We start from the raw sequence: 15,005 nt of genomic DNA, 5'->3' as shown, positions 1-15,005 counted from the left end.
TCGGCCTGTTTGGGTGTCGTTGCCCGGGACCAACAAAAAAGCCGTTGCCAAAGCAACGGCTTTTTGCATTTTTGGCGGAGAGAGAGGCAGCCGAACCGTAGTTCATGGCCGTTCGCCACCGTCCGAAAACCACTATTTTTCACAGACATTTGCAAGCATCATCGTTTGCTGATGTTTGCCGAAGTTCGCCAAAATCCGCGCCAGCGAGTAAGATCGCGAGTAAGAACTGGAGTTAGGCGGAGTGCGAACATGGCGGCCCGGTTACACCTTCTTTCGGCCCGTGCGGTGCAGACTGCCGGGCCGGGTTTTCACGCCGATGGCGGCAACCTGTACCTGCGGGTGAAGGCCAGCGGAGCGCGCAGCTGGGTGTTCCGCTACCGGGACAAGGCAACGCAGCGGGTACGTGAGATCGGGCTGGGGCCGCTGCACAGCCGCACGCTGGCGCAGGCCCGCAAGCTGGCAGAGGCCATGCGCGCCGCCGTTGCCGACGGCAAAGACCCGGCGCAGCTGCTGCCGCGCACCGAGGCCGAAAAGCGCCGCACGTTTGCCGACTGCGCCGAAGAGCTCATCGAAGCCAAGCGCCCCGGCTGGCGCAACCCCAAGCATGCGCAGCAATGGGCCAACACGCTGCGGGACTACGCCTTTCCGGTGATCGGCCACAAGGCCCCGGCGGACATCACGCTGGCTGACATCAAGGCCATTCTTGTGCCGCTGTGGGCAGAAAAGACCGAAACCGCAACGCGCCTGCGCCAGCGCATCGAAGCGGTACTGGACTACGCCGCCGTGCACGGGCTGTGCGACGGCGCGCGCAACCCGGCGCGCTGGAAAGGGGTACTGGATAAGGTGCTGCCGCCTGCGCGCAAGGTGGCCGCACGGCAACACCATGCCGCTGCGGACTACGCCGACGTGCCGCGCATCATGGCCGCGCTGGAGCAGCAGGATCGCGCATCGGCCCTGTGCCTGCGCTTCATCATCCTGACGGCAGCGCGCAGCGGCGAGGCGCGGGGGTGCCGCTGGGAGGAAATCGACCTGCGCACGGCGACGTGGACGATACCAGCGCAGCGCATGAAGGCTGCGCGCCCCCACCGGGTGCCGCTGTCGGCTGCGGCGCTGGAAGTTTTGCGCGCTGCACAGAAGATGCGCCGCACGGATGCGGACTGGGTGTTTCCGGGTGCCCGTGGCGGGATGCTGTCGGACGTGGCCGTCAGCAAGGCGCTGCACGCCATCGCACCCGGCGTGACCGTGCACGGCTTCCGCTCTGCATTCCGCACGTGGGCAGAGGAGCAGACAAGCTACCCCCGCAGCGTGACCGAGGCGGCGCTGGCGCACGTCAACGCGGACAAGGTGGAGGCCGCCTACCAGCGATCCGATCTGTTCGAGCGCCGCCGCGAACTGATGAGCGCATGGGCGGACTTCGCCACCGGCACGGGGCGGGTGATTAGGCTGGCCCTTGCATCGTGAGGCCGATCAACCAAGGAGGAAAGCCATGCAGTCACAGCAACGCGCAGCCGCCAAAGCCATCCGCGACGTGCGGGCCATTCTCGGGCTGGTATCGATGGGCTTTGACCCGCAGGCGGCGCAAGTCGCGCCAGAAAGCGCCAGCGACATCGTGGCTGGGCTTGCTGTGGCGTCAGAGCTGGCCGATGAGATCGCGGCTGCCATTGCCGACGGAGCCCACGATTGCCGGTGCGTTTGATGTCTTCGATTCGCAGGGGGATGCAAACATGGAAGAGGACGACAACTTGGCGCTTTGGCGGCTGTGCGAAACATTGACTGTCCAAGAGGCCGCATGCCTGATTGCCGGAGCTGATCCGGCAGAAGTGGATAGTGTAGAAAATGCCGGTTTCTACAAAGCTGACGGAACATTTACCAGATACATGGCCGCAAAGACCGCAATTTTCCGTGCACTGGAAGCCGATAGGCTGAAAGGCAAAATTCTCGTAGATACTGACGGGTTCGGGGTGCCATTCAACAACATAAACCAATCTACCGTTGAGGTGGAATCCCTGCGCGACTGGCTGCGTCAACGTGGCGTCACCAATGGGTTTTTCTTCCACGATGCGAAAGTGCCGGACTACATGAATCCGGAGCATCCCCGCTACGCTCCCAAGCTGGCCGCCGCCGTGTCTGCATGGCTGGCCGCCGGGGAGGTGGCCGGGCGCAGCCCGAAAGAAACGCTGAAAAAGTGGCTGCGCGAACACGCCGCGCAGTTTGGCCTGACCAAGGAAGACGGCAGCCCGAACGAGCAAGGCATCGAAGAGGTTGCCAAGGTAGCCAACTGGCAGTTTGGCGGAGCCCCGAAGACCCCGGGGTAACCCACCCCATAACCCATTGATTGTTCAGCATCTTTATGCCCGCACGGGCCGCACCCACCCACCCCCGGGGTGGGTGGATTAGGCTGTGGGGGGTGGCTGGGATCGCAGGCTGCGGTGGGCAAGTTTTTTGAACCCGCCCATCTTCACGGCTTCCGTTCTTGAGGGTGCAATGCACGCACTTCCGCCACAGGAGTGCACGCATGCAAATCCGCGAACATCAGCAAACCGCCGCCGCATGGCACCCGGATGCCATGCTGCGCCGCCGCGACATTCTCGAAGGCACGCGCCACCATCCGCCGCTGCTGCGCATTGGCGTGACCAAGTTTCACGCACTAATCAATGAGGGCAAGCTACCCCGTCCGGTGCACATTGGCCGCGCCGCATTCTGGCGCGCCGGGGACTTGATCGAGGCCATGCGCCGCCTGAGCGCTGAGGCCAAAGACTGAAAGGGGGGCGGCATGAAGCAACATCCGACCCCAAAAGAAAACCCCGGCACCGGGCCGGGGCTGCCGGAACAACTCGGGGATGCGTTCGGCACCCCGGATTGTGCCACCAGCGCCAGCGGCTGCCAACTCCCGGGGCGCGATCCGTACTACGACATTGCCTACCGGCTGGGCTACATCAACGCCATTCTGGATCGTCTGGAAGCCCATTACGGCATTGAGCAGGGGGGCGCATCATGCTGATCGATGCGAGCTGCACCGGGGCGCTATCGAGCCTGCCCGCCCCCCGGCTTTACCCGGTGGAGGCTTTCCGCAATGCCATTGCCGCCGCTGGCCTGACGCCACCGGATGACATCATCCCCGATGGCAAGCTGCGCCGCTTTGCCAGCGACGGCAAGCGTGGCGACGATGCGGGCTGGTACGTGCTGCATCTGGACGGCGTACCGGCTGGCGCTTTCGGCTGCTGGCGCAGCGGCATCAAGCGCCGATGGTGCAGCAAGACCCGGGAAGCCATGACCCCGGCAGAGCGCGAAGCCTACCGGCGAAAGCTGCAAGCCATGCGCCAGCAACGCGATGCGGACACGGCGCAGCGCCAGCAGCAAGCCGCACAGGTGGCGGCCCGGCGCTGGCAGGCAGCAGCCCCGGCCACCGCAGAGCATCCCTACCTGAGCGCCAAGGGCGTGAAACCCTACGGCGTGAAGGTGGAGGCCGACGGTTACCTGATCGTGCCCATGCGGGATGCGGGCGGCAAGCTTTGGAACATCGAACGGATCAACCCGCGAAACAGCGAAGACAAGAAAGGGCTTCTGGGCGGCAGGCGCACCGGCTGTTATCACGCCATCGGCAAGCCTGAAGGCGTGCTGATCGTCTGCGAAGGCTACGCCACGGGAGCCAGCATCCATGAGGCCACCGGATGCGCCGTGGCCGTGGCCTTCAACGCGGGCAATCTGGAGCCGGTGGCCCTTGCCCTGCGATCCAAGTACCCCGATGCGCGGCTGATCGTGGCCGCCGATGATGACTGGCGCAAAGAGGGCAACCCCGGCCTGACCAAGGCCAGCGCAGCGGCGCGCGCGGCTGGCGCGCTGCTGGCCGTGCCAAGGTTCCCTGCGGATCGGCCCGACAAGGCTAAAGACTTCAACGACCTGCACCAGCTGGCCGGGCTGCAGGCGGTGGCCGCGTGCTTTGAGGCCGCGCAACCGCGTGCAGACATTGCGTTTGATCGCCAAGACGGGGTTACCGGGGTAACAGAGGTTACACCGTTGATTCACAACGAGTTTTCCGTAACCCCGCAGCCCGAAGCCGGGGTTACAGGGGTTACAGACGGCGCTGACCCGGTGCCGGGCGAAGAGGGCAGGCCCGCATTCAAGGTGTTCGACGACTGGGTGCAGCGCCCCGGCGGGCAGCGGCTGCGCCCCGGCGTGTGGCACTTTGGCATCAAGCCCGGCAAGGGGGAGGCCCCGCCGGTGCTGACCGACACGTGGGTATGCAGCCCGCTGCACGTGGTGGCCGTAGCATCAGACGATCACGACGCCAACTATGGCCGCCTGCTGCGGCTGCGCAACACGCACGGGCGCTGGCGGGAGTGGAGCATGCCAATGGCGATGCTGGCAGGCCGAGGTGATGAGCTGCGGGGCGTGCTGCTGTCGCTGGGGGTGGAAATCGACCCGCACGCGCGCCACCTGCTGGATGTGTACCTGCAAAGCCAGCATCCGCGCCGCAGCGTCACCTGCGTGCAGCAGGTGGGCTGGCACCGGGGGTGTTTCGTGCTGCCCGATGCGGTCATTGGCCCCGGCGCGCAAGACGTCGTGTTCCAAAGCGAAGAGGCGCTGCTGGCCGATTACGCCACCGCTGGCAACCTGCAGAGCTGGCGAGATGCCATTGCCGCGCGCGCTGTTGGCAACCCGCTGCTGATGCTGGCGCTGTGCGCTGCCTTTGCTGGCCCGCTGCTGCACCGGTGCAACGCCGAAGGCGGCGGGCTGCACTTCGTTGGCGACTCCAGCACCGGCAAGACCACGTTGCTGGAAGCCGCACGCAGCGTCTGGGGCGGCCCGGCGTTCAAGCGAAGCTGGCGCGCCACCGCCAACGGCATCGAAGGTGCCGCCGTGCTGTTCAACGACGGGCTGCTGGCGCTGGATGAAATCAGCGAGTGCGAGCCGCGCGACATCGGCCTGATCGTCTATGCCCTGACCAACGGCACCGGCAAGGCGCGCGCCAGCCGCACCGGAGCGGCGCGCAGCCTGCGGCGCTGGCGCTGCTTTGTGCTGTCCAACGGCGAGCGCACCATCGCCACATCCATGCAGGAAGTCGGTATCAAAGCCAAGGCCGGGCAGAGCGTGCGGCTGCTGGATGTGCCCGTGGCGCGCCAGCATGGAGCGTTCGACGAGCTGCACGGCTTTGAGGATGCGCGCGCCTTGGCTGACGCCATCAAGGAAGCCGCCAACCGGCACTACGGGCATGCGGGCCGCGCGTTCCTTGATCGACTGACGCACGATACCGAAAACCATGCAGAGCTGCTCGACACCATCCGCAGCCTGCCGGAATTTGCCGCCCAAGGCGCGCACGGGCAGCAGCACCGCGCCGCCAACCGCTTTGCGCTGCTGGCGCTGGCAGGCGAGCTTGCCACCGAGTACGGGCTGACCGGCTGGCCCGAAGGCGCAGCGGTGAAGGCTGCCGCGCTGGGCTTTGAGCTCTGGGGCGCGCAGCGCGGCAACGGCAGCGATGAGCAGCGCCGCATTCTGGAGCAGGTGGCCGCCTTCATTGACCGGCACGCAGACGCCCGATTCTCGGCCACCGACGCCCCCGAAAGCCACCTTGTGCGTGACCGTGCGGGCTGGTGGACAACGGGCAGCAGCGGCGAGCGCATCTTCCTGTTCACGGCGGACGGCTTCGCGGAGGCCGTGCGAGGCTACGACAAGCAGCGCGCCTATGACGCGCTGGTGCAGGCCGGGGCTGCCGACGCGCCGGGGGAGGACGGCAAGCGCCAGCGCTGCATGCGGATTGCCGGGCGCACCGTCAAGGTGTACCGCATCTACGCCGAGCGGCTGGGGGAGCAGGTATGACATTGCGGGACTACCTGCGGGCAAGGCGCGCGGCTGTAACCCCTGTAACCCCGGCGCAACCGTCCGAGGTTACGAAAACCACCAACAAAATCAACGATGTAACCCCTGTTACCCCGGTAACCCCGCCAAACAACACAAACGCAAGCGATGCGCGCGGCAAAGCGCCCCAGCGCCAAGGGCCGGAATCGAATTCCGCCCCCGCCAGCGCACCGGCCGGTGCCGACGCATGGCAGGCTGCCGACCGCGCCTACCGGCGGCACGCTGAGGCCTGCGCCATCTGCGCTGCGGCTGGCCGGGGCTACGGGCAGCGCTGCCCCGCCGGTGCCGACCTGTGGGCGCGTTACGCGCATCTGCCCGGCCCGGCATCCCAGCGCCAGCAGACGCCCGGCCCAAGCGCGATCACGCAGACCCCGCACCCCTACCAAGCCGAGCGGCTGCGCGACTGGAGCCCGGCCAGCGAGGAAGAGATCGGGCGCATGGCCGCGGTGCAGGCGCGCGCGCTGGCGCTGGGCATGGAAGAGGCCGAAGCCGAGCGGCTGGCGGACGTGGTGCACTGGGGCAGGCGCTGCGGTGATGACCGCGTGCCGTGCGTGACCTGTGCGCACCTGCGCGCCGGGGCCGATAGCCGCTGGCGCTGCGCCGTGCAACATCTGGCGCTGCCCGTGGAGCTGGTGGCGCTGCCGCACCGCTGCACGGGGTTTGCAGCATCGGTCAACCCGCCCCTATCCGAAGGACGGCAACCATGAAACGAACGTGCGCCAACTGCTGCGCCTACGATGCCCGATGGGGCTGCATCAACGGCATCTACGATGCGGCCCAGCCCAACGCCTGCTGCGCCCATCATCAGACCCCGGCGGAGTTTGACGCGGACATGCAGGCCATTGACCGCTTCCGCATCCGAATCGGGCTGCCCCCACGGCGGGGCTGGCCGGACGATGCCACCCCCGGAGTGGCCCCATGATCGAGCGCAGCCTACCGAAAGCGGCGGCGCAACGACTGCTGCAATTGCAGGCGATGGTGGATGCCATCGCAACCAAGCGACAGGCCCGCAAGGCCGCGTCCGATCTGGCGCAGCGGCTGGTGGCGCTGGGGGTGGAGCCTGAAAAGGCCCGCCATGCTGCCGAGAAAGCGCAGCGCAACGGCTGCGGGCTGTGCATGGCGAAGAACCGCCGTGGCCTGCCCTGCATCGCGCTGGGCGATGGAGCGGGCGGGCGCTGCCGCTTCCACGGTGGCCTGAGCACGGGCCCCAAGACACCGGAGGGCAGGCAGCGGGCGCTGGAAGCGCTGGCGCGGGGCAGGCTGCGCGCCGCCGACAACCGGCGCAGGGGCCCAGCAGGAAGTTAGCGCCGCAAGTTAGCGCCAAAGTTACCGCCGCAAGCGGCAAAAAAACCGGGGTGGGGTGCAGAACACCCACCCCCGCGGCGCGGCGCTTCCCAGACAATCCGCGCCATGACCCCAGAGCAAGCCATCGAGGAAGCCGACAACGTGGTGATCGGCACGCCGCAGGATGCGGCGCGCTTCGTGCGTGCCGCTGCCGTGCTGCTGGAAACTGAACCCGAGCTGGTGGAGGCCATCTGGCCGCGCTGCTGGATGACCGGCTGGCAGACCGAGCTGCTGCGCTGTGCCCTTGCCATCGGCGCAGGCCAAGAGCCGCCGCCGCCATTGGACTGGCTGCCTGCGCGCAAGAGGTGACCGGGGAGGCCGGGGGTGCAACCCCGGAGGTTGCAGCCTGCAACCGGCCTGCAACTTGGGGCGGCTGCGCGCCGTGGCGGGGCCCCTAGCGCCGCGCGCCAGTAAGAACGGCAGTAAGAACCGGCGCGCAACCAGAAGAAAAAAGCCCATGAAATCATGGGCTTGCGTGATCTGTCTGGCGGAGAGAGAGGGATTCGAACCCTCGATACGGGGAAGACCCGTATACCGGATTTCGAGTCCGGCGCATTCGACCACTCTGCCATCTCTCCGCGGTCGATAAGCCTATTATTGTAGCAGGCCCGCCGGCCGGCTCCAGGCCGGGGCCGTGTCAGGATCAGGCCTAGCGCAACCGGGCCAGCGCGGCCTCGATCTTGTCGGCTTCGGCCGCTGCCGTGACCGCGCCGTGCAAGTCGGCGCAGGCAGCCCAGCCCTCGGCCTTCAGCCGTGCGACGGCCTGTCCGGCGTCTTTCGGGCTGTCGAAGCCGGTGCTTTGCAGCAGCACGTGGCCTTTGGCGTCCGTGAGCTTGAAATAAAAGCGCCCGTCGGCCTCGCGGTACTGCTTGAAGACGGGCGGCGCGGCCTTCGCAGGCGCGGTGGAGGCGGTGGCGGTGCCCCAAGAGGTGGCAGTACCCATCGCGGTGACCATCGTGGCCAGGGTGTCCAGTGGCCGCAGGCCGACGGCGGCGCGCAGGCGGGCCATGAAGGGCGTCGCTTCGGCGCGCGCCTTGGCGGCACCGGCGCGCAGCATCGCCTCGACGCGCGCGGGGTGGGCCATCAGCTCGTCGTAGGTGGCGCGCATCGGCGCGATTTCGCGGTCGATGCGCTCGAACAGCCGCTCCTTGGCCTCGCTCCACGCGATGCCGGCGGCAAAGTCGCGCGCGAAGGCGGCGGTTTCCTCGGCCGTGGCGAAGGCCTGGTAGAGCTGGAAGACCGCTGAGCCGTCGGTGGCTTTCGGCTCGCCCGGCGCGCGCGAGTCGGTGACGATGCCCATGATGAGCCGACGCAGCTGCTCGCGCGGGGCAAAGAGCGGGATGACGTTGTCGTAGCTCTTGCTCATCTTGCGCCCGTCCAGCCCGGGCAGGGTGGCGACCTGCTCGTCGATCACGGCCTCCGGCAGTGTGAAGTGCGGACCGTAGAGGTGGTTGAAGCTGGACGCGAGATCGCGCGCCATCTCGATGTGCTGGATCTGGTCGCGGCCCACGGGCACCCGGTGCGCGTTGAACATCAGGATGTCGGCGGCCATCAGCACCGGGTACATGAACAGCCCCATGGTCACACCGTCGTCCGGGTCGCGCCCTTCGGCGGTGTTCTTATCCACGGCGGCCTTGTACGCGTGGGCGCGGTTGAGCAGCCCCTTGCCGCAGACGCAGGCGAGCAGCCACGTGAGCTCCGGGATCTCGGGGATGTCGGACTGGCGGTAGAACGTCACGCGCTCCGGGTCGAGGCCGCAGGCGATCCAGGTGGCGGCGATTTCCAGCGTCGAGCGCTGCACGCGCGCCGGGTCGTGCGTGGAGATGAGCGCGTGGTAGTCGGCGAGGAACAGGTAGCTGTCGATGCCGCTCTCGCGGCTGGCGCGCACGGTGGGGCGGATGGCGCCGACGTAATTGCCTAGGTGCGGGGTGCCCGACGGTTTGATGCCGGTGAGGACGCGGACGTTCATGGCAGCAGCGAACGGTGGATGGACGAAACGGGAGAGGACGCGGCGGCGGCGCGTCAGAACAGCAGCCAGCGCAGCGGGGTGAGCAGCACTTCGATTGCCTGCGCGGTGAGCTGCATCAGCGGACGCAGCCACAGCGTGCTCACGACGCCGGTGATGACCAGCGCCAGCACGATGAAAAACCCGTACGGCTCGATACGCGACAGCGCCATCGCCTGGCGCAGCGGCAGCAGCCCGACCAGGATGCGCCCGCCGTCCAGCGGCGGCAGCGGAAACAGGTTGAACGCGAACATTACGATGTTGACGAGCACGCCGGCGCGCGCCATGCCGTTGAAAAACGGCTCCTGGATGCCAGCGGCGACCAGCGCGTAGCCGAACGCCGCCCAGGCGATGGCCTGCGCGAGGTTGGCGCCGGGCCCGGCGAGTGCCACCCAGACCATGTCGCGCTTGGGGTGCCGCAGCCGGCCGAAGTTGACCGGCACCGGCTTGGCGTAGCCGAACAAAAACGCGCCGGCCGTGGCGAAGTACAGCAGCAGCGGCATCGCGATGGTGCCGATCGGGTCGATGTGGCGCAGCGGGTTGAGCGTGATGCGCCCGAGCCGCTCAGCGGTGGGGTCGCCGAAGTGCCGCGCCGCGTAGCCGTGTGCCGCCTCGTGCACGGTGATGGCGAACAACACCGGCAGCGCGTAGACGGCAACGGTCTGGATGATGTGGGCGAGGTCCATGGCGCGGAATTGTCGCAGGTGCCGCCAGCGCGGCTCACAGCCCGAGCGGCGCCAGCGGCCCGCGCCCCACGCGGAGGACCTCGGGGTCACCGCCCGTGCCCATCGGCGTGAGGTCGACGACCGTCGTCGGCTCGGCGGGGCAGGCGCCGGCGTCGATCACGGCGGCCACGGCGTGTTCCAGCCGTTCGCGGATCGTGTGCGGGTCGTTCAGCGGCTCTGTGTCGCCGGGCAGGATCAGCGTCGTGCCCAGCAGCGGCGCCGCGTGCAGCGCGAGCAGTTCGCGCAGCGCGCGGTGGTCGGGCACGCGCAGCCCGATGGTCTTGCGCGAGGGGTGGCTCACGCGGCGGGGGACTTCCTTGCTCGCCTCCAGGATGAAGGTGTACGGCCCCGGCGTGGCGGCCTTGAGCAGTCGGTACTGCCGGTTGTCCACGCGCGCGAAGGTGGCGAGCTCCGACAGGTCGCGGCACAGCAGCGTCAGGTGGTGGCGCTCGTCCACCCCCCGGATGCGCCGCAGGCGCTCCACCGCCGCCTTGTCGTCGAGGTGGCACACCAGCGCGTAGCTGGAGTCGGTGGGGACCGCCAACACGGCGCCACCCTGCAGGGCTTGCGCCGCCTGCCGCAGCAGGCGCGGCTGCGGGTTGTCGGGGTGGACTTCGAAGTACTGGGCCATGGTCGCCGCCGGCGGGCGTCAGTGCACGATGCGATCGCCCAGCAGTTCCCACACCGGGGTCAGGCGTCCGTCGAGGTAGGGCAGGGCGCCCAGGTCGGTGTGCGACTCGTCCGGGCTGTGGAAGTCGCTGCCGCGCGAGGCGGCGAGGTCGAATTCGCGCGCCAGCTCGGCGTAGCGCACCGCCTCGGCGCTGGTGTGGCTGCCGGTGACGACTTCCACCGCACGGCCGCCGTGCGCCTTGAATTCGGTGAAGAGCGCGTACTCCTGCGTCGCGTTGTCCCAGGCGTAGCGCGCCGGGTGGGCAATGACGGCGATGCCGCCGGCGCCGGTGATCCAGCGCACCGCATCCCCCAGCGCGGCCCAGCGGTGCTCGACGTAGCCGGGTTTGCCCTCGGTCAGAAAGCGCCGGAAGACCTCGTGCGTGTCGTGGCAGACGCCGGTTTCGACCAGAAAGCGCGCGAAATGCGTACGCGAGATCAGCTCGGGGTTGCCGACGTATTTCAGCGCCCCCTCGAACGCGCCGCGGATACCGACGGCGGCGAGCTGTTCGGCCATTTCGCGTGCCCGCCGCTCGCGCCCGCCCCGGGTGTCGGCCAGCCCTGCGACGAGGACCGGGTCGTCCGGGTCGATGCCCAGGCCGACGATGTGCACCGTGCGCCCGAGAAAGGTGACGGAAATCTCGACCCCCGCGAGGTAGGGCAGCCCGAGGGCGCGCGCCGCCGCCGCCGCGCGGTGCTGCCCGCCGACCTCGTCGTGATCGGTCAGCGCCCACAGCTCCACCCCGTTGGCATGGGCGCGCGCGGCCAGCGCCTCCGGCTCGAGCGTGCCGTCAGAGACGGTGGAGTGGCAGTGCAGGTCGGCGTTGAGAACGGTCATCGCGGGTCCATTGTAGGGGCGCGGCTACACTCGCGCCGTGTCGCTGTTCAAATCCGCATCCGTCGTCTCGTTGTGGACGCTGGCGTCGCGCATCACGGGGCTGGCGCGCGAGCTGCTGATCGCCGCCACGTTCGGGGCCAGCGCCCTGACCGACGCGTTCAACGTGGCGTTTCGCATCCCCAACCTGTTGCGCCGCCTGTTTGCGGAAGGGGCGTTCTCGCAGGCGTTCGTGCCGGTGCTGGCGGCCACGCGCGAGAAGGACGGCGACGCCGCCACGCGCGAGCTGATCGACCGGGTGGCGACGGTGCTGGTGGCGGCGCTGCTGCTGACGTGTGTGATCGGCGTCGTCGCGGCACCGCTGCTCGTGTGGGCGATGGCGGCCGGCTTGCGCCAGACGGCGCACGGGTTCGACGTGGCGGTGGTGCTGACGCGCTGGATGTTCCCCTACATCGGCTTCATGTCACTGGTGGCGCTCAGCGCCGGCATCCTCAACACGTGGCGGCGCTTCGCGGTGCCGGCGGCCACGCCGGTGCTGCTGAACGTCGCGATGATCGGGGCCGCCTGGTGGGGGGCGCCGCTGCTCGCGCGCGCCGGGCTGGAGCCGATTTACGCGCTGGCCGGCGGCGTGATGCTGGGGGGGCTACTGCAGCTCGCGGTGCAGATCCCCGCGCTGGCGCGGCTTGGCGTGTTGCCGCGCGTGCGCCTGACGGTGGCGGGCGTGCGCGCCGGCTGGTCTCACCCCGGTACGCGGCGGATCCTCACGCTGATGGCGCCCGCGTTGCTGGGCGTCGGGGTGGCGCAGATTTCGTTGCTGATCAACACGCAGATCGCCTCGCACCTGACGCCCGGCAGCGTGTCGTGGCTGACGTATGCGGACCGGTTGATGGAGTTTCCGACCGCGTTGCTGGGGGTGGCGCTGGGCGTGGTGCTGCTGCCGCAGCTCGCGGCGGCGCAGGCGGCCGAGGACGCCGAGCGCTACAGCCGGCTGTTGGACTGGGGCTTGCGCGCCGTGGTGCTGCTGGCCGTGCCGAGTGCCGTCGCGCTGCTGCTGTGGGCCGAGCCGCTGGTGGCGGTGCTCTACCACTACGGGGCGTTCACGGCCGCGGACGTGCGGCAAACAGCCGTCGCGCTGATGGGCTACGGGGTCGGGCTGATCGGGCTGATCGCGATCAAGGTGCTCGCGCCCGGCTACTACGCGCGGCAGGACATCCGCACGCCGGTGCGCATCGCGGTCGTGGTGCTGCTCTTCACGCAGGCGATGAACGCGGTGCTGGTGCCGCACCTGGCGCACGCCGGGCTGGCGCTGGCGATCGGGCTCGGGGCGCTGCTCAACGCGACCTGGCTGCTCGTCGGGCTGTTGCGCCGGCGCGCGTACCGCCCGCAGCCCGGGTGGGGCCGCTTTGCGCTGCAGGTGCTGGTCGGCGCGGCGGCGCTGGCGGGCTACCTGGGGTGGCTGGCGCAGGCGTATGCGTGGACGCACCCGGGGGCGCGGGTCGAGCGCGCGGCGGTGCTCGCGGCCGGCGTCGCGGGGGCGGCGCTGGTGTACTTTGGGGTGCTGGCGCTCACCGGTTTGCGGCTGCGGCAGTTTGTGCGAAAGTAGCGCCATGAACTGGGCCGCGCGTTCCCCGTCGGCGCTCGACTATTTCGCCACGCTGGTGGCGCAGGACGAGGGCTTTCCGCTGCTGGAGGCGACGGCCGCCGTCGCGCTCGACGAATACCCGGAGCTGGACGTGCAGTCGGTGCTCGACGGGGTGGACCGGCTGCTGGAGCGGCTGCGCCGGCGGCTGCCGGCGGATGCAGGTCATCTGCACCGGCTGCGCACGCTCAATCAGTTTTTCTTTCACGACCTCGGGTTTGGCGGCAACGTCAACGACTACTACGACCCCGAGAACAACTATCTGCACACGGTGCTGCGCACGCGGCGGGGGATTCCGATCAGCCTCGCGGTGATCTGGCTGGAGCTGGCGCAGGGCATCGGCCTGCGCGCGGCGGGCATCAACTTCCCCGGTCACTTCCTCGTCAAGGTCAACCTGCCGCAGGGGCAGGTGGTCATCGACCCCTTCACCGGGCAGTCGCTCAGCGGTGAGGACCTGGCCGAGCGGCTGGAGCCGTACAAGCGTCGGCAGGGGCTGGTGGACGATTTCGACGTGCCGGTGGGACTGTACCTGCAGGCGGCGGCGCCGCGCGACATCGTGGCGCGCGTGCTGCGCAACCTGAAGGAAATCCACCGCACGCAGGAGGACTGGCCGCGGCTGATCGCGGTGCTGGACCGCCTGATCGTGCTGCTGCCCGAGGCGTGGGACGAGGTGCGCGACCGCGGGCTGGCGTGGGCCGAGCTGGGCGACGCGGGCCGGGCGTTGCCGGATCTGGAGGCGTACCTGCTGCACGCGGATGACGCGCTGGAGGCCGCGGCGATCGCGCAGCGCGTGCAGGCGCTGCGCCAGGGCGGCGCCTGAGCCACACGCCAGCCGCGCCCCCGTGGCGGAGCGGGCGGATCAGGCGACGACGACCGCCGCGCCTTCGCCGCGCGGCGCGATCGTGCCGATGCGGTAGACCGTCTCGCCCTGCGCGCGCAGCGTCGCTGCGGTGGCCTCGGCGTGCTCGGCGCCGACCACCACCACCATGCCGATACCGTTGTTGAAGGTGCGGTTCATCTCGTGGTCGTCGATGCCCGCGGTGCGCTGCAACCACGCGAACAGCTCGCTCTGCGGCCAGCTGCCCTTGACCAGGTGGGCGGCCAGGGCGTCCGGCAGTACGCGTGGGATATTTTCCAGCAGGCCGCCGCCGGTGATGTGCGCGAGCGCCTTGATCGGGTGCTGCTGCAGCGCGGCGAGCACGGGTTTGACGTACAGCCGCGTCGGCGCCATGACCGCCTCGCGAAACGGCCGGCCGTCGAGCGTGGCGGGCAGGTTCGCCCCAGCGCGCTCGATGCACTTGCGCACGAGGCTGAAGCCGTTGGAGTGCACGCCGTTGGAGGCCAGTCCCAGCACCACGTCGCCGACCTGCACGTCCGCGCCGGTGAGGATGCGCGACTTTTCGACCACGCCGACGCAAAAGCCCGCGAGGTCGTACTCGCCCGGCGGGTACATCCCGGGCATCTCGGCCGTCTCGCCACCGATGAGCGCGCAGCCCGAGATCTCGCAGCCACGGGCGATCCCGGCGATGACGCGCGCGGCGGTGTCGACGTCGAGCTTGCCGCAGGCGAAATAGTCGAGGAAAAAGAGCGGCTCCGCCCCCTGCACCAGCACGTCGTTGACGCTCATCGCGACGAGGTCGATGCCGACCGTGTCGTGCATGTTCCACTCGAACGCGAGCTTGAGCTTGGTGCCGACGCCGTCGGTGCCGCTGACCAGCACCGGTTCGCGGTAGCGGCGCGGGACCTCGAACAGCGCGCCAAAGCCGCCGATGCCCGCCAGCACACCGTCGCGCAGGGTGCGCCGGGCCAGCGGTTTGATGCGCTCGACCAGCGCGTCCCCGGCGTCGATGTCGACGCCAGCGTCTTTGTAGGAGAGGGGTGTCGTGTTCATGGGCTCGGTAGAATCGGCCCGATTGTACGGGGCGCTTGCGT

17 protein-coding genes and 1 tRNA gene are annotated in these 15,005 nt (G+C 69.0%); 12 read left to right on the top strand and 6 right to left on the bottom strand.

Features of this window, described 5'->3' with window-relative positions:
* The first annotated feature begins 249 nt into the window (after positions 1 to 249).
* The 10 genes from LCC91_RS09995 to LCC91_RS09950 all read left to right on the top strand — a co-directional run bounded on the left by LCC91_RS09995 (position 250) and on the right by LCC91_RS09950 (position 7,509).
* A complete protein-coding gene (locus LCC91_RS09995) occupies positions 250 to 1,461 on the top strand; it encodes a tyrosine-type recombinase/integrase (protein WP_143897337.1) in 1,212 nt (403 codons plus the stop codon).
* Between the two features lie 25 nt (positions 1,462 to 1,486).
* On the top strand, positions 1,487 to 1,696 hold the full coding sequence (locus tag LCC91_RS09990; RefSeq protein WP_143897338.1) for a hypothetical protein: 210 nt from the start codon (positions 1,487 to 1,489) through the stop codon (positions 1,694 to 1,696).
* 28 nt (positions 1,697 to 1,724) lie between these two features.
* Positions 1,725 to 2,315, top strand: a complete 591-nt coding sequence (locus tag LCC91_RS09985) for a hypothetical protein (RefSeq protein ID WP_143897339.1) — start codon at positions 1,725 to 1,727, stop codon at positions 2,313 to 2,315.
* A 200-nt stretch (positions 2,316 to 2,515) separates the two neighbouring features.
* Positions 2,516 to 2,761, top strand: coding sequence for a helix-turn-helix transcriptional regulator (locus LCC91_RS09980; RefSeq protein ID WP_143897340.1), 246 nt, complete (start codon positions 2,516 to 2,518; stop codon positions 2,759 to 2,761).
* 12 nt (positions 2,762 to 2,773) lie between these two features.
* Complete coding sequence (locus LCC91_RS09975) at positions 2,774 to 3,001, top strand: hypothetical protein (RefSeq protein WP_143897341.1); 228 nt, start codon at positions 2,774 to 2,776, stop codon at positions 2,999 to 3,001.
* Positions 2,995 to 5,817: a DUF927 domain-containing protein gene (locus tag LCC91_RS09970; protein WP_143897342.1), complete on the top strand. Its 2,823-nt coding sequence runs from the start codon at positions 2,995 to 2,997 to the stop codon at positions 5,815 to 5,817. Before LCC91_RS09975 ends, LCC91_RS09970 begins: the two co-directional genes overlap by 7 nt.
* Positions 5,814 to 6,563 carry a hypothetical protein gene (locus LCC91_RS09965; protein ID WP_143897343.1) on the top strand — a complete coding sequence of 250 codons (750 nt, stop codon included), beginning with the start codon at positions 5,814 to 5,816 and terminating at the stop codon, positions 6,561 to 6,563. Before LCC91_RS09970 ends, LCC91_RS09965 begins: the two co-directional genes overlap by 4 nt.
* On the top strand, positions 6,560 to 6,778 hold the full coding sequence (locus LCC91_RS09960) for a hypothetical protein (protein ID WP_143897344.1): 219 nt from the start codon (positions 6,560 to 6,562) through the stop codon (positions 6,776 to 6,778). The genes LCC91_RS09965 and LCC91_RS09960 overlap by 4 nt, the downstream gene beginning before the upstream one ends.
* The gene (locus LCC91_RS09955) at positions 6,775 to 7,161 is read left to right on the top strand and encodes an HGGxSTG domain-containing protein (RefSeq protein WP_143897345.1); all 387 of its coding nucleotides are present in this window, start codon (positions 6,775 to 6,777) and stop codon (positions 7,159 to 7,161) included. The genes LCC91_RS09960 and LCC91_RS09955 overlap by 4 nt, the downstream gene beginning before the upstream one ends.
* Positions 7,162 to 7,266: 105 nt before the next feature.
* Positions 7,267 to 7,509, top strand: a complete 243-nt coding sequence (locus LCC91_RS09950) for a hypothetical protein (RefSeq protein WP_143897346.1) — start codon at positions 7,267 to 7,269, stop codon at positions 7,507 to 7,509.
* Between the two features lie 176 nt (positions 7,510 to 7,685).
* Here LCC91_RS09950 and LCC91_RS09945 read toward each other — a convergent pair.
* The 5 genes from LCC91_RS09945 to LCC91_RS09925 all read right to left on the bottom strand — a co-directional run bounded on the left by LCC91_RS09945 (position 7,686) and on the right by LCC91_RS09925 (position 11,437).
* Positions 7,686 to 7,778: transfer RNA gene (locus LCC91_RS09945), tRNA-Ser, on the bottom strand.
* A 71-nt stretch (positions 7,779 to 7,849) separates the two neighbouring features.
* The gene (locus LCC91_RS09940) at positions 7,850 to 9,169 is read right to left on the bottom strand and encodes a tryptophan--tRNA ligase (RefSeq protein ID WP_143897347.1); all 1,320 of its coding nucleotides are present in this window, start codon (positions 9,167 to 9,169) and stop codon (positions 7,850 to 7,852) included.
* A gap of 53 nt (positions 9,170 to 9,222) precedes the next feature.
* The gene (locus LCC91_RS09935) at positions 9,223 to 9,891 is read right to left on the bottom strand and encodes a site-2 protease family protein (RefSeq protein ID WP_043703721.1); all 669 of its coding nucleotides are present in this window, start codon (positions 9,889 to 9,891) and stop codon (positions 9,223 to 9,225) included.
* A 34-nt stretch (positions 9,892 to 9,925) separates the two neighbouring features.
* Entirely contained in the window at positions 9,926 to 10,561 is a 636-nt protein-coding gene (locus LCC91_RS09930; protein WP_043703723.1) for an L-threonylcarbamoyladenylate synthase, read from the bottom strand.
* An 18-nt stretch (positions 10,562 to 10,579) separates the two neighbouring features.
* Positions 10,580 to 11,437 carry a 3',5'-nucleoside bisphosphate phosphatase gene (locus LCC91_RS09925; RefSeq protein ID WP_043703726.1) on the bottom strand — a complete coding sequence of 286 codons (858 nt, stop codon included), beginning with the start codon at positions 11,435 to 11,437 and terminating at the stop codon, positions 10,580 to 10,582.
* 37 nt (positions 11,438 to 11,474) lie between these two features.
* Between LCC91_RS09925 and murJ the strand changes: the two genes are divergently transcribed.
* Together murJ and LCC91_RS09915 are read left to right on the top strand one after the other, a co-directional pair.
* The gene (gene murJ, locus LCC91_RS09920; RefSeq protein WP_043703728.1) at positions 11,475 to 13,037 is read left to right on the top strand and encodes a murein biosynthesis integral membrane protein MurJ; all 1,563 of its coding nucleotides are present in this window, start codon (positions 11,475 to 11,477) and stop codon (positions 13,035 to 13,037) included.
* 4 nt (positions 13,038 to 13,041) lie between these two features.
* Positions 13,042 to 13,893, top strand: a complete 852-nt coding sequence (locus LCC91_RS09915) for a SirB1 family protein (RefSeq protein ID WP_043703729.1) — start codon at positions 13,042 to 13,044, stop codon at positions 13,891 to 13,893.
* Positions 13,894 to 13,932: 39 nt separating this feature from the next.
* Here the strand turns inward: LCC91_RS09915 and purM are convergent, their stop codons facing one another.
* Positions 13,933 to 14,964 carry a phosphoribosylformylglycinamidine cyclo-ligase gene (gene purM / locus LCC91_RS09910; protein WP_043703730.1) on the bottom strand — a complete coding sequence of 344 codons (1,032 nt, stop codon included), beginning with the start codon at positions 14,962 to 14,964 and terminating at the stop codon, positions 13,933 to 13,935.
* Positions 14,965 to 15,005 lie beyond the last annotated feature (41 nt).

Source organism: Tepidimonas taiwanensis, from assembly GCF_020162115.1.
Classification (GTDB): Bacteria; Pseudomonadota; Gammaproteobacteria; order Burkholderiales; family Burkholderiaceae_C; genus Tepidimonas; species Tepidimonas taiwanensis.
This window is presented reverse-complemented; position numbering and strand designations above follow the sequence as displayed.

Coding starts and splice junctions, on each gene's coding strand:
- LCC91_RS09995 (WP_143897337.1), top strand. CDS start 250: ATGGCGGCCCGGTTACACCTTCTTTCGGCCCGTGCGGTGCAGACTGCC.
- LCC91_RS09940 (WP_143897347.1), bottom strand. CDS start 9,169: ATGAACGTCCGCGTCCTCACCGGCATCAAACCGTCGGGCACCCCGCAC.
- LCC91_RS09970 (WP_143897342.1), top strand. CDS start 2,995: ATGCTGATCGATGCGAGCTGCACCGGGGCGCTATCGAGCCTGCCCGCC.
- LCC91_RS09990 (WP_143897338.1), top strand. CDS start 1,487: ATGCAGTCACAGCAACGCGCAGCCGCCAAAGCCATCCGCGACGTGCGG.
- LCC91_RS09950 (WP_143897346.1), top strand. CDS start 7,267: ATGACCCCAGAGCAAGCCATCGAGGAAGCCGACAACGTGGTGATCGGC.
- LCC91_RS09925 (WP_043703726.1), bottom strand. CDS start 11,437: ATGACCGTTCTCAACGCCGACCTGCACTGCCACTCCACCGTCTCTGAC.
- LCC91_RS09975 (WP_143897341.1), top strand. CDS start 2,774: ATGAAGCAACATCCGACCCCAAAAGAAAACCCCGGCACCGGGCCGGGG.
- LCC91_RS09955 (WP_143897345.1), top strand. CDS start 6,775: ATGATCGAGCGCAGCCTACCGAAAGCGGCGGCGCAACGACTGCTGCAA.
- LCC91_RS09985 (WP_143897339.1), top strand. CDS start 1,725: ATGGAAGAGGACGACAACTTGGCGCTTTGGCGGCTGTGCGAAACATTG.
- LCC91_RS09915 (WP_043703729.1), top strand. CDS start 13,042: ATGAACTGGGCCGCGCGTTCCCCGTCGGCGCTCGACTATTTCGCCACG.
- LCC91_RS09960 (WP_143897344.1), top strand. CDS start 6,560: ATGAAACGAACGTGCGCCAACTGCTGCGCCTACGATGCCCGATGGGGC.
- LCC91_RS09935 (WP_043703721.1), bottom strand. CDS start 9,891: ATGGACCTCGCCCACATCATCCAGACCGTTGCCGTCTACGCGCTGCCG.
- purM (WP_043703730.1), bottom strand. CDS start 14,964: ATGAACACGACACCCCTCTCCTACAAAGACGCTGGCGTCGACATCGAC.
- LCC91_RS09965 (WP_143897343.1), top strand. CDS start 5,814: ATGACATTGCGGGACTACCTGCGGGCAAGGCGCGCGGCTGTAACCCCT.
- LCC91_RS09930 (WP_043703723.1), bottom strand. CDS start 10,561: ATGGCCCAGTACTTCGAAGTCCACCCCGACAACCCGCAGCCGCGCCTG.
- LCC91_RS09980 (WP_143897340.1), top strand. CDS start 2,516: ATGCAAATCCGCGAACATCAGCAAACCGCCGCCGCATGGCACCCGGAT.